The 13,727-nt window shown below is 70.2% G+C and carries 14 protein-coding genes; 2 read left to right on the top strand and 12 right to left on the bottom strand.

Going from position 1 to position 13,727, the window contains the following annotated elements; all coding sequences use genetic code 11:
* Nucleotides 1–96: 96 nt before the first annotated feature.
* From AC5Y5V_RS15190 to AC5Y5V_RS15180, 3 genes are read right to left on the bottom strand one after another with little or no spacing between them, the layout of a single operon-like run.
* Entirely contained in the window at nucleotides 97–1,206 is a 1,110-nt protein-coding gene (locus tag AC5Y5V_RS15190) for an acyl-CoA dehydrogenase family protein (RefSeq protein ID WP_499936579.1), read from the bottom strand.
* Nucleotides 1,203–2,381 (bottom strand): acyl-CoA dehydrogenase family protein, encoded by a 1,179-nt coding sequence (locus AC5Y5V_RS15185; protein WP_499936577.1) that lies wholly within the window; start codon nucleotides 2,379–2,381, stop codon nucleotides 1,203–1,205. Before AC5Y5V_RS15185 ends, AC5Y5V_RS15190 begins: the two co-directional genes overlap by 4 nt.
* Nucleotides 2,378–3,160 (bottom strand): SDR family oxidoreductase, encoded by a 783-nt coding sequence (locus tag AC5Y5V_RS15180; RefSeq protein WP_499936575.1) that lies wholly within the window; start codon nucleotides 3,158–3,160, stop codon nucleotides 2,378–2,380. Before AC5Y5V_RS15180 ends, AC5Y5V_RS15185 begins: the two co-directional genes overlap by 4 nt.
* 102 nt (nucleotides 3,161–3,262) lie before the next feature.
* Between AC5Y5V_RS15180 and AC5Y5V_RS15175 the strand changes: the two genes are divergently transcribed.
* Nucleotides 3,263–3,589, top strand: a complete 327-nt coding sequence (locus tag AC5Y5V_RS15175; RefSeq protein WP_499936573.1) for a PE-PGRS family protein — start codon at nucleotides 3,263–3,265, stop codon at nucleotides 3,587–3,589.
* A 38-nt stretch (nucleotides 3,590–3,627) separates the two neighbouring features.
* Here AC5Y5V_RS15175 and AC5Y5V_RS15170 read toward each other — a convergent pair whose 3' ends face one another.
* The 5 genes from AC5Y5V_RS15170 to AC5Y5V_RS15150 all read right to left on the bottom strand — a co-directional run bounded on the left by AC5Y5V_RS15170 (nucleotide 3,628) and on the right by AC5Y5V_RS15150 (nucleotide 10,889).
* A complete protein-coding gene (locus AC5Y5V_RS15170) occupies nucleotides 3,628–6,816 on the bottom strand; it encodes an acetyl-CoA carboxylase family protein (protein ID WP_499936572.1) in 3,189 nt (1,062 codons plus the stop codon).
* A gap of 16 nt (nucleotides 6,817–6,832) precedes the next feature.
* A complete protein-coding gene (locus tag AC5Y5V_RS15165; RefSeq protein ID WP_499936948.1) occupies nucleotides 6,833–7,972 on the bottom strand; it encodes a PPE family protein in 1,140 nt (379 codons plus the stop codon).
* Between the two features lie 32 nt (nucleotides 7,973–8,004).
* Entirely contained in the window at nucleotides 8,005–8,808 is an 804-nt protein-coding gene (locus tag AC5Y5V_RS15160) for a PPE family protein, SVP subgroup (RefSeq protein WP_499936570.1), read from the bottom strand.
* A gap of 137 nt (nucleotides 8,809–8,945) precedes the next feature.
* Nucleotides 8,946–10,472, bottom strand: coding sequence for a class I adenylate-forming enzyme family protein (locus AC5Y5V_RS15155; protein ID WP_499936568.1), 1,527 nt, complete (start codon nucleotides 10,470–10,472; stop codon nucleotides 8,946–8,948).
* A gap of 15 nt (nucleotides 10,473–10,487) precedes the next feature.
* A complete protein-coding gene (locus AC5Y5V_RS15150; protein ID WP_499936565.1) occupies nucleotides 10,488–10,889 on the bottom strand; it encodes a PNPOx family protein in 402 nt (133 codons plus the stop codon).
* Between the two features lie 78 nt (nucleotides 10,890–10,967).
* Here AC5Y5V_RS15150 and AC5Y5V_RS15145 point away from each other — a divergent pair, with 78 nt between their 5' ends.
* Nucleotides 10,968–11,795 carry a thioesterase family protein gene (locus AC5Y5V_RS15145; protein ID WP_499936563.1) on the top strand — a complete coding sequence of 276 codons (828 nt, stop codon included), beginning with the start codon at nucleotides 10,968–10,970 and terminating at the stop codon, nucleotides 11,793–11,795.
* On the opposite strand, the gene AC5Y5V_RS15140 is transcribed toward AC5Y5V_RS15145, so the two are convergent.
* The 4 genes from AC5Y5V_RS15140 to AC5Y5V_RS15125 all read right to left on the bottom strand — a co-directional run bounded on the left by AC5Y5V_RS15140 (nucleotide 11,792) and on the right by AC5Y5V_RS15125 (nucleotide 13,701).
* Nucleotides 11,792–12,193: a flavodoxin family protein gene (locus tag AC5Y5V_RS15140; RefSeq protein WP_499936945.1), complete on the bottom strand. Its 402-nt coding sequence runs from the start codon at nucleotides 12,191–12,193 to the stop codon at nucleotides 11,792–11,794. The two genes, AC5Y5V_RS15145 and AC5Y5V_RS15140, sit on opposite strands and share 4 nt — an antisense overlap.
* Before the next feature lie 50 nt (nucleotides 12,194–12,243).
* Nucleotides 12,244–12,699 (bottom strand): tetratricopeptide repeat protein, encoded by a 456-nt coding sequence (locus AC5Y5V_RS15135; RefSeq protein WP_499936561.1) that lies wholly within the window; start codon nucleotides 12,697–12,699, stop codon nucleotides 12,244–12,246.
* The gene (gene dapB, locus AC5Y5V_RS15130; protein ID WP_499936558.1) at nucleotides 12,696–13,433 is read right to left on the bottom strand and encodes a 4-hydroxy-tetrahydrodipicolinate reductase; all 738 of its coding nucleotides are present in this window, start codon (nucleotides 13,431–13,433) and stop codon (nucleotides 12,696–12,698) included. Before dapB ends, AC5Y5V_RS15135 begins: the two co-directional genes overlap by 4 nt.
* Before the next feature lie 79 nt (nucleotides 13,434–13,512).
* Nucleotides 13,513–13,701: a ferredoxin gene (locus AC5Y5V_RS15125; RefSeq protein WP_499936555.1), complete on the bottom strand. Its 189-nt coding sequence runs from the start codon at nucleotides 13,699–13,701 to the stop codon at nucleotides 13,513–13,515.
* Nucleotides 13,702–13,727 lie beyond the last annotated feature (26 nt).

The raw sequence follows: 13,727 nt of genomic DNA, 5'->3' as shown, positions 1-13,727 counted from the left end.
GAACACGCTACGCGGGTCGGATCGGATCTGTTGGCAGTTAGCTGTTTTTCATATGTGTCACGAGCTGCCGGTCGGTTGCACGTCCCTGGATTACCGCTAGGCCAGGTCGACCAATTCGGCCAGCCGGGCGCGATGACGGTAGGCGGTGCCGAACGCCAACTGGTCGCTCTTGGCCCTCTTCAGATACAGATGCGCGGGATATTCCCAGGTCATCCCGATGCCGCCATGCAGCTGCACGCACTCCTCGGCGGCGTGTACGGCGACCCCGCTGCAGTATGCCTGCGCGACGGCGGCCGCGACGGCCGCGTCCGCATCTCCCCTGGCACAGGTGTCGGCGGCATAGCGTGCCGCGGCGGTGGCCGAGTTGACCGCTATCCACAGGTCGGCGAGCCGGTGCTTGATCGCCTGGTACGAGCCGATCGTGCGGCCGAACTGTTTGCGTTCCTTCGCATACGCGAGCGTGGTGTCGAAACACCACTGCGCCACGCCGAGTTGCTCGGACGCAAGCAGGGCCGCCGCGGTGAGCAGGGCCTCGCCGACGGCAGCGCTTGCCGGGCCGTCACCGACCCGCGTCGACGCGACACCCGAGAGTTGTACGTCCGCAAGCGGTCTCGTCATATCGAGCGCCAACAGCGGCGATACCTCGACACCGGTCGCGTCGCGGGCGACGGTGTGCAGCTCGAGCCCTTCGGCGCCCGCGACGGGCACCACCAGCACGTCGGCGTCGGCGACGCCCGCGACGCTGCTGACCGCGCCGGTCAGGCCGTCGGGGCCAGAGTCCACTCCCGCGACCGGGTCACCTGGCGCGGTGGAGAACGGCACTACCAGCGCGGCGGTCGTCGTGCCCGACGCCAGCTGCGGCAGAGTTTCGGTGTCGCCGGCACTGAGTAACGCGACGGTTGCCAGTACCGCGCTGGACAAGAACGGCACCGGCGCGACGGCCCTACCGATCTCCTCCATGACGACGGCGGCCTCGCGGGCGCCGGCGCCGGCGCCGCCGAGTGATTCGGGCACCAGCAGCCCCGCCACCCCGAGTTCGGCGGCCAGCGTCCGCCAGACACCCGAAAAGTCTTGTGGCGCCGCGGCCTCGACGTCATAGGCGCGCGCCACGGTTTCCGGTGGGCAGCGGTCGGCGAACAGGCGACGCAGGCCGGCGCGCAGCGCGTCTTCGGTGTCCGAATACAGCAGATTGCTCACCGCGTTCACCTTTCCAGGTCCTTGAACGCAGCGGTCTTGTCGACGCGGTGTTCGCCGGGCAGACCCAGGATCCGCTCAGAGATGGTGTTGCGCAGGATCTCCGACGTGCCCCCCTCGATCGAGTTGCCGCGCGCCCGCAGGTAGCGGTATCCCGGCCCGCGCCCGACCAGGTCGACCGTTTCCGGGCGGCGCATGGTCCAGTCGTCATAACGCAGCCCGGATTCGGCGTGCAGCTCGATCTCGAAGCCCGAGATCGCCTGCGCCAGAGTGGCAAACGCCACCTTCATGCCCGCGCCCTCGGGACCCGGTTGGCCCGTATCGGCCTGCTGCCGTAGGCGTTCGCCGCTGAGCCGCAACACCTCCGCCTCGACCCACAGCCGCATCAGCTGGTCCCGCATCGCGGGGTTGCGCAGCGAAGCGTCGTCGCGCCAGGCGGCGGTGACCTTGCCGATGTGGCCGCCTTCACGCGGGGCGCGGGAGCCAGCGCCGATCGCGACGCGCTCGTTGTTCAGCGTGGTGGTCGCGACCCGCCAGCCGCCGCCCTCCGGACCGAGCCGATTCGCATCCGGGACCCGGACATCGCTGAGGAACACCTCGTTGAACTCCGCCTCGCCGGTGATCTGCCGCAGCGGCCGGACTTCGACACCCGGTTGGGTCATGTCGCACAGGAAATAGGTCAGGCCTGCGTGTTTGGGCACCGCGGGGTCGGTGCGCGCGACGAGGATCGCCATCTGCGCGTGCTGCGCCTGCGACGTCCACACCTTCTGGCCGTTGACAATCCAGTCGTCACCGTCACGCACCGCGCGGGTCGCGGCGGCCGCCAGGTCCGACCCGGCGCCGGGCTCGCTGAACAGCTGGCAGTAAATCTGCTCGCCAGTGAACAACGGGCGCAGAAACTTTCGCTTCTGCTCGTCGGTCCCGAACGCCGCGATCGTCGGCGCCGCCATCCCCATGCCGATGTAGTTCTTGGCCGTCCCGCCGATCGGCGCACCGGCGGCGGCCAACTGGGCGTCCACCCGCTGCTGGGCACTTCGGGGCAGGTCCAGCCCCCCGAAGCCGACCGGCAGGTGCACCCAGGCCAGCCCGGCGTCGAACTGCGCACCGAGGAAATCCCGCGTATCGGCCGGATCGTGATCGTCCAGCAGGGTCCGCACCAATGCATCCAGGTCGGGTCCGGAGCTCATTGCGCGCCGCCGGGGTACATCTGGTAGCCCTGCGCGGGGCCGAGCAGCAGGCCGCCGTCGATGACCAGCGTCTCGCCGGTGATCCAGCTGGCCGCATCCGAGACCAGGAACGCGACGGCCTGAGCCACGTCCACCGGCTCGCCGATGCGCCCGAGCGCGATGGACGCCGCCAGCGGGTCTTCGTGGTCCTTCCACAGCGCCTCGGCCAGGCGGGTGCGCACCACCCCCGGCGCGATGGCGTTGACCCTTACCCGCGGCGAGAGTTCCAGCGCCAGTTGCTTGGTGACGTGGATCAGCGCGGCCTTGGTGGCGTTGTACATGCCCATCGCCGGCGACTGGTGCAGACCCCCGATCGAGGCCGTGTTGACCACGGCGCCACCGTGCTCCCCCATCCACGCCTTGACCGCCAGCGACGTCCACAGCAGGGGCGCCCACAGATTGACGTCGAAGATCTTGGTGAAGCGCGCGTGGTCCTGGTCGATCAGCGGGCCGTAGGCCGGGTTGGTTCCGGCGTTGTTGATCAGGATGTCGACGCTGCCGAAGCGCTCCAGCGCCAGCTCCACACACCGGCGCGCGGACTCCTCGTCGACCGCGTGCGCACCCACGCCCACGGCACCCTCCCCGACCTGCGCGGCGGCCGCGTCGGCCGACTCCTGCTTGCGGGCGGTAAGCACGACGTTCGCGCCGCCGGCGGCGAGCCGCTGCGAGATCGCCAGGCCAATTCCGCGGGAAGCTCCGGTGACAATGGCGGTGCGGCCGGACAGATCCAGTGAGGTCATCGTGGTACGCCTTTTTGGTTGCTGGGCGCCGGTTGCTCGACGAAATGTTTTGTACCGGTGTGCACGTGGTATGCGAGAGGAATGTTAGCGAAACGAAACCTCATGAAACCACTGGCAGTGACGGGCGCTTTCGCGGCGGCGATCGCGTTCGCACCTATGGCAGCAGCCGATGTTTCCGCCGGACCGGGGATGTCCGGTCACGCTGGGACGCACGTCACCTTCAAGCAGGACCCGGGTGGCAGCGGCTGTGACGCCAACGGCAACTGCGGCTCCGGCGGCCAGAACCAAGGGCCCGGCGGCGGCCCCGGCGGTCAGGGCTGCGTGCCCGGTGTCGGCTGCGGCTCCGGCGGCGTCAACGGCGGGCCGGGCGGCGTCCCGGGCGGTCAGGGATGTCTGCCGGGCGTCGGCTGCGGCTCCGGCCACGGCTAAATCGCCCTAAACTGTCAAAAGTCCATCGGTCTCACCGGTCAGACTCCCGGCAACCTGGAGATCCAGGCCCGGGAGTCTGCCGGGTCGATCACATCGTCGAGTTCGAAGGTCGTGGCTGAGCGCAGCGCCTTACCGTGCTGATAGGCCGCGGCCACTAATCGGTCGAAAAGCCCTTGACGCTCGACAGGGTCCGCGGCGGCGGCCAGTTCCTTGCTGAACCCAAGGCGCACCGCCCCTTCCAGGCCCATCCCGCCGATCTCGCCGGTCGGCCAGGCCACCGTGAACCGCGGCGCGTGAAACGACCCGCCCGCCATGGCCATTGCGCCCAGGCCGTATCCCTTGCGCAAGATGATCATTCCGAGCGGCACGGTCAATCGCGCACCGAGGATGAACATTCGGCCGAAGCGGCGCACCGCGGCGTCCTTCTCCGTGTCCGGCCCGACCATGAAACCCGGCGTGTCGCACAGCGAGATCACCGGCAGCCGAAACGATTCGCAGAGCTCCAGAAAGTCGCCGGTTTTGTCCGCGGCCTCGGCGTCGATCGCGCCGCCGAGATGATGACTGCTGTTGGCAATCAGCCCGTAGGGCACCCCTTCGACGCGCACCAGCGCGGTCACGATGCCCACCCCGTAGTCGGGCCGCAGCTCGAGCACCGATCCGACGTCCACGACGGACTCGATCGCGCGGTGCACGTCGTAGGCGCGTAACCGGTTCTCCGGCACCACGTGCCGGGCCAGCCGCGGATCGGGTGCGGTCCAGTCGGCCACGCGGCCCTGGAAGTAGGACAGGTACCGCTTGGCCAGCGACACCGCATGCGTCTCGTCGCGGGCCACCAGGCTCACGACGCCGTTGTGCCGCTGCACGTCGATCGGCCCGATCGCTTCCGGCGGGTACACCCCGAGCCCGCCGCCCTCGATCATCGCCGGCCCGCCCATGCCGATGTTGGCGTCGGGAGTCGCAATGATCACGTCGCACACCCCGGCCAGCGCCGCGTTGCCGGCGAAACACCGGCCCGACACGATCGAGACCAGCGGCACCCGCCCGCTCAACCCGGCCAGCACGCGGAACGTCGGTACATCCAACCCCGCCATGCCGCCCACGTCGGTGTCGCCGGGCCGGCCCCCGCCGCCCTCGGCGAACAGCACCACCGGCAGCCGTTTGCGCCCGGCCAGGTCGAAGACGCGGTCGGTCTTGGCGTGGTTGCGCATGCCCTGCGTTCCGGCCAGGACCGTGTAGTCGTAGGACACCACGACCGCCTCGGCCCCGCCGATCGTCGCCAGGCCCGCGACCAGGCCGTCGGCCGGGGTGTTGGCGATCAGGTCCTCTTCCGACCGACGGCTGCGCTGCGCGGCGATCGCCAGCGCGCCGTACTCCACGAAGCTGCCCGCGTCCACCAGGTCGGCGATGTTCTCCCGGGCGGTGCGACGCCCGCGCTCGTGCCGCTTGGCAACGGCGGCCTCCCTGCCCTCGTCCAGCGTCAGCAGGTGACGCTGTCGCACCTCGTCCAGGTCGGCGCGCGGCCGATCAAGATCCTGTGCGGCGGATCGTGATTCGTCGTCGGCGCCGGCGCCGGTGCGGGCAAAGACCACCAGCGGGTCTCCGGTCCCGACGACCTGGCCGGGCGCCACCAGGTTCCGCACGGTACGCAGCGGATCGGGTGCGACGAGCACGTGCTGCATTTTCATCGCCTCGAGCACCACCAGCTGTTCACCGGCGCCGAATTCGACGCCGTCGGCGGGCAGTTCCACCACCGTGCCGGCCAGCTGCGCCCGCAGCACCTCCTCGCCGGGGTACAGCTCCACGGCGGTGACCCGCACGCCGGGCTCGGGGGCGGTGCGACTGGCGGCCGCGAGCTCGGGCAGCTTCTCGTCCAGAAAGCTCGTCGGCACGAAGCCCGACCGGACCTCGTTGTCGGACAGCAATTCCCGCAGAAATCCGATGTTCGTGCGAATGCCCTCGACGCCGAACTCGGCCAGCGCGGTGCGCGCCTTGCGCACCGCCGCCGCGAAGTCCGAACCCCGGGTATGCACCACGACCTTGGCCAGCAGCGAGTCGTAACGCGGGCTGGGGGTCAACCCGGGCCGGCCGAAGGTGTCGACGCGCACCCCGGGCCCGCTGGGCGGCGTGAACACCGTCAGCGTGCCCGCGGCCGGTACCACGGACCCGTCGGGAGCGAAGGTCTCCATGTTCACCCGCGCCTGAATCGCGATGCCCCGCCGCGCAGCCGGCTCACCGATGACTTCGCTTCCGTCCGAGGCGATCCCGGCCGGCAGCCGCAGCTGGTAGTAGGACGTGCCGCCGGCGATGGCCAGCGCAACGGCCACCAGGTCGACGCCGGTGACCTCCTCGGTGACGGTGTGTTCCACCTGAATTCGCGGGTTGACCTCGAGGAAGACGAACTTTTCGCCCGCGACCAGGAATTCGACGGTGGCCAGCCCGCGCAGGCCCACATTGGCACACAACCGGGCCGCAGCCCGATGCAGATCGCGGCGCAGGGTGTCCGAAAGCCCCTGGGCAGGCGCGATTTCGACGAGCTTCTGGTAGCGCCGCTGGATGCTGCAGTCGCGGTCGCCGAGCGCCAGCGCATGCGTCTGGAAACCCGCCGCCGCGGCCACGATCTGCACTTCGATGTGGCGCGCGGCGCCCAGATGCGCCTCGGCGAACACCGCCGGGTCCCCGAAACCGAGTTGCGCCTCGGCGGCGCACTGCCGGTAGGCGTCGGCGAGCTGATCTGCGCTGTCCACCTTGCGCATTCCGCGTCCGCCGCCGCCGGCGAGCGCCTTGATCATGATCGCGCCGTCGGTCTCCGCGAAGAATGCCCGCACCTCGTCGAGACTGCTGGGGCCCTCGGTCGCGGCCAGGACCGGCAGACCGGCCGCGACCGCCGCGGCCCGGGCCGCGGACTTGTGGCCGACGACCTCCAGCACGTCGGCGTCCGGACCCACGAAGGTGAGCCCCGCGGCCGCGCAGGCCCGCGCGAATCCGGCGTTCTCGCTGAGGAACCCGTAGCCCGGGTGGATCAGCTCGGCGCCGGACTGCTTGGCCGCCGCCAGAATCGCGGCCTGGTCCAGATAGCCGGGCACGCCGATCGCCTCGTCGGCCGCGTGGACGTGCGGGCTGTCGGCGTCGTCCTCGGCGTAGACCGCAACCGTCTGCATGCCCAATTCGGTTGCCGTGCGGATGATCCGCAGCGCGATCTCGCCGCGGTTCGCGACCAGCAGGGTCATCGGCACACCTCAGTAATCAGACGACATTCAGCTTGGGCATGATGACGGGCTTGACGCCGTACCGTGGCCCAGCGTAGGCACCGGCCCCCTTGGAGGCTAACGCCATGCCCGGCGCCCCGGGCAGCCCGGCAATCGGCGCGGCCTCCGCGGGCACGGCCCACCCGCTGCCCTCCAGCGCCGAGGTGCCGGCCGTCATCGCGGGCGCGGCGGCCGACCATCCCGCCGGCACCGACAGGCCGCCGACCGAGGACGCGTTGGCCAGCGCCGCCATCAGCGGGGCACCGCCCAGCGCGGCCGGCGCCACGCTCTGGGCCGCCGCGGCCGCCATCGGCAGTGCCCCTGCGACGGTCTCGCCCGCCGACAGCGTGCTGAGGGTGTGGCCCAGGAATATCGCGGTCGTAATGCCGGCGGTGGTCATCCACGCCGCCGTGTTGACCAGGCCGTTGATGGTGTTCTGCACGATCGCGGAATCGAGGGCGTCGCCCGCCGCGGCCGGCGTGGCCGCGAGCGGCGAGGCCAGGCCGGTGACCGCGTTGGGCACGTTGGCGACCAGGCTGTTCAGGCCCGCTTGCTGGGCCGATCCGGCCGCCGCCTGGCTGACCGCAGCGGCTTGGCCGGCGACGCCCGACGGGTTGGCCAGCTGCGCCGGCGTGGTCAGGGGGGTCAGCTTTCCCGCGACCGCCGAGGCTGCCGCATAGCCGTACATGGCCAACGCGTCCTGCGCCCACATCTCGCCGTAGAGCGCCTCGGTGGCCGCGATCGCCGGCGTGTTCTGGCCCAGGATGTTGGTCGCCACCAGCGCGGCCAGCTGAACCCTGTTGGCGGCCACCTCGGCGGGCGGCACGGTCGCCGCGAACGCCGCCTCGAAGGCGGCCGCCGACGCGACGGCCTGCGAGCCCGCCAGCGCCAGGGACTCGGCGGTAGAGGTCAGCCAGGCCACGAACGGCTGCGCCGCGGCCGCCATCGAAAGCGACGCCGCGCCCATCCAGAGCTCCGAGGTCAGTTGGGCGATCACCGATTCGAAGGAGGCGGCCGTGGTGCTCAGCTCGGCGGCCAGGTTGTTCCACGCCGTCGCGGCCGCCATCATCGGCGTCGCGCCCGCACCGGCATACATGCGCGCGGAGTTGACCTCAGGTGTCAGCGCTCCGAAATCAATTGTCATGTCATTCCTTCCGAGTCTCGTCGGGGTCAGACGGCCTGCGGCCGCGGCATCACGAGGGGCTTGACGCCGTAGCGCGGCGCGCCGAATCCTGCGCTGTTGCGGCCGGTAGCGACCATCCCCGGCATCCCGGGCAGCAGCGTCGCCGACGCGGCCTGCGGCGCCGCGGACACCCAACCCGGCAGTGCGGCGGTCTTGGAGACGAGCGTGGCGGGTGTCGCCCAGCTCACCGGCGCCGACAGCGCCCCGACGGACGACGCGACGCCCATACCCGCCAGCGGTGCCATCGACACCCCGCCGAGCCCTGCCGTCGCCGCGGGCTCCAGACTCGCGCCGATACCGGCGCCGATATCCGCCGCGCCCGCCCAGTCGGCGTTCATCTCGGGCAGCATCAGCGCCCCGTTTGCCAGGCCGAGGAAGTTCGACGCCGCCGACCCCCAGTTGCCCAGGCCGATATCCAGGAGGTTCGCGATGTCGTCCTCGGGAGTAGCGGCCGCCGCCGTGGGAGCAGCCGCCAAGGCGGATGCCAGCGGCGACGAGGCCGACGACGAGTTAATTGCCTCGGTGGCCTCGTACGTGCCCGCGCTGACCCCGAGGGTGTTGACGAATGCGTCGTACATCGCGGTGGCTTCGGCGCTGACCTGCTGATACAGGGTGCCGTAGGCGCTGAACAGGGCGGATTGCAGCGCGGAGACCTCATCCGCGGCAGCGGGGACGACGCCCGTGGTCGGGCCTCCGGCGGCCGCATTCTGGGCGGCCCAGGCCGACCCGATCGCCCCGAGTTTGCCGGCCGCGGCGGCCAGCTCCTCGGGCTGTGTGGTGACGAACGACATAAGGGCTCCTCCCGGGTACGCGCGATTTACGGCACCGTAACGCGCCTGTCGGCAGTGTTAACACCGCCATATCGAGAGTGACATTCAGTCGTGGTAAACGCACACGATTGACACGCGGCCGTCCGAGATACCTGCGTTCAGCGCAGCGGGTCGCCCCACTGCACCTGCTCGCGCAGCTTGCCCTTGAGCAGTTTGCCGCCGGCGTTGCGCGGCAGCGCGTCGTCAACCACGGTGACGTATTGCGGCACCTTGTAGTCGGCCAGCTGCGCACGGCAGTGCTCGATCACCGCCGCCACGTCGACCCGGTCCGCGCCGCCGAACAGCACGGCGCCCACCTTCTCCCCCATCACGTCGTCGGGCACGGCCAGCACACACGCGTCCGCGACGTTGGGGGCGGCCAACAACGCCGCCTCGACCTCGACGCTGGAGATGTTCTCGCCACCGCGGATGATGATGTCCTTCATGCGGTCGACGATGTGGATCCGGCCCGCATCGTCGACGCGAACCACGTCGCCGGTGTGCAGCCAGCCGTCGATGATCGTGGCCGACGTGGCCTCCGGCCGGTTCCAGTACCCGGCGGTGACATTGGCGCCGCGGGCCACCAATTCTCCGGTGCCATCGGCTAACGGAACGACGCCGAGATCCACCGACGGCACCGCATACCCCACGGAGTCGGCGTGCTCGATCGCGTCCCCGTCGGGTAGCACGGTCATCAGGGAGGCGGTCTCGGTCATGCCGTAGCCGTTGAACACCGTCGCCCGCGGAAACGCCGCTTTGACCGACCGCACCAATGACGGGGCGATCGGCGCGCCACCGTAGCCCACCCACCGCACGCCGGAGGTATCGGCGCTGGCGAAATTCTTGTGCCGCAACAACAACGAGTAGATGGCCGGTACGGTCACCATCAGCGAGATGCGTTCGGCGCCCAGCGTGGCGATCAGCCCGTCGAGGTTGAGCGCCGGCATGATCACCGATGCGCCGCCGAGCCGCATCGCGGCCAAAAGCTGTGAGTTGCAACCGGTCACGTGGAACAGCGGAACCGAGATCAGGGTGCGCAGTTCCTCGCCGATATCCCGTGGCTGCCGCAGGCAACGAACCCCGTTCTCGGTGTTGGTCAGAAAGGCCTCGTGGGTGGTCGGCACGCCCTTGGGGTGACCGGTGGTGCCCGACGTGTAGAACAGCGCGGCGACGTCGGTGCGGGTGAGTCCTTCGGTCACGTACGGCGCGCCGTCGGGCAGCGCGGTGTCGGCCGCGAGGTCCACGTGCGCGCCGGCGTCGGCCAGCACGAAGTCGACCTCCGGCCGCGCGGACCGCGTATTGACCGCCACCGCAATGCCGCCGGCCATCACGGTGCCCCAGAACGCCAGCACCCAGTCCAGGCCCGCCGGGTAACGCACGGCGACGCGGTCGCCCGGCCGCAGGCCGGATTCGCGCAGCCCGCCCGCGACGCGCGCCGCGCGGTCCCACAGCTGCCGGTAGGTCAGCCGGCCGGCGCCGAGCTCGACCACGGCTTCGCTGTCCGGGCGGGAGTCGACGTGTTCGGCAAGCATGTCCAGCAGCGTGTCCGGAATGTCGTCGTAGTGCGGGAGACCCGCACCGTCGCGGGACACGCCGGTCACCGGGAAGGGGTTCTGGCTGCGCGAAATCTCGACCACTTCGGGCATGCCACAAACCGTAGTTCAGGCCAGCGCGAATGTGACGTAGTTGTCGACGTTGGCTGCGTGGAATATCCGGCGCCACCACGCCGGGAGCTGCGGTTCGATGGTGGCCGCGTCGAGGACCTTCGGCCGCACCACTTGGTAGCTGCGCCCGTGGTTGACGATCGTCGCGGATCCGGCGGCGAGAACGTTGCGCAGCCAGTCGACGTCGGTGCCGTACGGCAGCGGAACAACGATGCCGTCGGGAACCTTGACCGCGACGACCGGGGTGGAATAGCGCTTTGCCGACCTGCGGCCGGCGTGCTCGATCACCGCCGCATACCAGAAGCGCCGGCCGGCCAGGGCCAGCATCGCCGGGTTGAGCACGCGCTTGTTGAAGCTTCGGACCGCGTCGTTCACGCGCGGGTTCTTGTAGGTAGGCATACACCAAGCCTGCTCCGCCGCAGGATGTGCGGCCAGGGACCTTGGTCCCGGGTCCCCACTGTCCTGTGTCCTATCGTGATGGCGGTGACTACCGATTCCGCCGAGGCGTTCTTCACCGTCGACGGCGACTCCTACGTCCCGAGCGAGCTGACGCGGGGGCCGTGGGGCTTCGGGATGGGCGGCCAGATCGTCGGCGGCCTGCTCGGCTTTGGCATCGAGCGCTCCGGCATCGACGAGGATCTGCAGCCCGCCCGGCTCACGGTCGACCTGCTGCGCCCGGTCCTGATCGAGCCGGTGCGAATTGTCACGACGGTGCAGCGCGAGGGCCGTCGCATCAAGCTCGTCGACGGCGCCCTGGTGCAGAACGGCCGGACGGTCGCGCGGGCCAGTGCGCTGTTCCTGCGCCGCGGCGAGCATCCCGACGGACAGGTGTGGTCCGCTCCGGCCGAGATGCCGCCGCTGCCGACCGGTTACGACGGATTTCCCGCGGACATGCCGTTCTACATCTGGGGGTACGGGGCCACGCGCGCGGGCAACCCTGGCATCTCCGCGGGCGAGTGGGAGCAGTCGCACTCCCAGAAGTTCGCCTGGACGCGGCTGTTCCGCCCGGTGGTACACGGCTTTCCGTTGACGCCCTTCACCCGGCTGGCGTTCGTCGGCGACGTCACCAGTTCGCTGACGCATTGGGGCACAGCCGGATTGCGCTACATCAACGCCGACTACACCGTCACCGTGAGCCGGCTGCCCGACGGCGACTACATCGGTCTGGCGGCCCAGAGCCACTACGGCACGGCGGGCGTGGCCACCGGCAGCGCGACCCTGTTCGACCGGCACGGTCCGCTGGGCACCAGCTCGGCGCTGGCCCTCGCCCAGCCCGCCGAGGCGTTCCAGCCGCTCCTCAGCTAGTCCATCAATTGCGCAGCGACCGTCGCGCCGAGTTCCCAGCATGCCTGCAGCTCGTCTTTGCTTGGCTTGCCCGAAACCAGCACGTACTCGGCGGCTTTCACCCACCCCAGGCCGGTGGTGATCGAGGTGACGCCCCGCTCGGCGCCCTCGCTGCCCTGGTTGCCGTGCAGGTACAGCCCGAACGGCCGGCCCCTGGTGCTGTCCAGGCACGGGTAGTAGCACACGTCGAAAGCGTGCTTAAGCGCCCCGCTCATGTAACCCAGGTTGGCCGGGCTGCCCAGCACGTAGCCGTCGGCCTCCAGCATGTCCGTCGGCGAGACGGTCAGTGCAGGCCGCCTGATCACGTCCACACCCTCGATCTCGGGGTCGGTGGCCCCGGCCAACACCGCCTCGAACATCTCCTGGCAGTGCGGCGACGGCGTGTGGTGCACGATCAGCAGCGTCTTGCTCACCGGCGTGCCTCGAGTTCGACGGCGGTCTTCATCGCTTCCCGGGCCCGACGGCGGTCGCCGGCGTAGTCGTAGGCGCGGGCCAGCCGATACCAACGCCGCCAGTCGTCGGGATCGCCCTCGACCTCGGTGCGCATGCTGGCAAAGAGTTCGTCGGCGGCCTCCCGCTCGATGCGACCCGACGGCCGTCGCGGCAGCGCGTCGGAGTCGAGTTCCAGGCCGTCCTGCGCGATCAGGCGGGCCAGCTTCTGATGAGCGAAGCCGGCGCGCAGCGTCGCGACCATCGCCCACAGCCCGATCACCGGCATGACCAGCACCGCCGCCCCCAGCCCGACGGCTGCCGGGCGGCCCGAACCGATCAGCGCGACGCCGACCCGGCCGAGCAGCACGAAATACACCAGCATCGCCACGCACAGGAAGGCGATGACCACCTGGATGCGGACGATCGGGTTCATTGCAGGTTGAGCAGGCCCTCGATGCCCACGGTGAGGCCGGGCCGCTCGGCGATCCGTCGCACGGCCAGCAGCACGCCGGGCACGAACGAGGTGCGGTCCAGGCTGTCGTGACGGATGGTCAGCGTCTCCCCCTCGGTGCCGAACAGCACCTCCTGGTGCGCGACCAGGCCGGCCAGCCGCACGGAGTGCACCGGAATGCCGTCGACGTCGGCGCCGCGGGCGCCCGGCAGGCCGGTGCTGGTGGCATCGGGGTTGGGCGGCAGGTCTTTTCGGGCCTCCGCGATCAGCCTGGCGGTGCGGGCGGCGGTGCCCGACGGCGCATCGGCCTTGTGCGGGTGGTGCAGTTCGATGACCTCCGCCGAGTCGAAGAACGGCGCGGCCTGCTTGGCAAAATGCATGGACAGCACGGCGCCGATGGCGAAGTTCGGCGCGATCAGCACCGACGATCCGGGCTTGTCGGCCAGCCACGCCTCCACCTGCTCGAGCCGCTCGGCGGTGAATCCGGTGGTGCCGACGACGGCGTGAATCCCGTTGTCGATCAAGAACTCCAGGTTGCCCATCACGACGTCGGGGTGGGTGAAGTCGATGACGGCCTCGGTGTCGGTGTCGGTCAGCAGGCTCAGCGAATCCCCGAGGTCCACCTCGGCGGACAGCGTCAGATCGTCGGCGGCCTGCACGGCCGATACCATCGTCGCCCCGACTTTGCCCTTGGCTCCCAGCACACCTACCCGCATGGGTGCAGCCTACTGGGCCGGCCTTTTCGCGCTCGGGGCGGCAGTTTGCGCACGCTAACGAGCCCGGCCTGCACGGTGCCTACTCGATCGAGAGCGCGCCCGTCGGACAGTTGGCCACAGCGTCCCGCGCGGCCGCCAGATCCTCGCCGACGGGATCCGGGTCCAGCACGTGCGACTGCCCGTCGTCACCGACCTCGAACACCCGCGGGGCTGCCATCTCGCACATCCCGATGCCCGAGCACATCGTGGCGTCCACCCGAACCCGCATCAGCACACTCTAGATCTCGAAGATTT

The sequence above is a fragment of the Mycobacterium sp. NGS68 genome, assembly GCF_059812195.1.
This window is presented reverse-complemented; position numbering and strand designations above follow the sequence as displayed.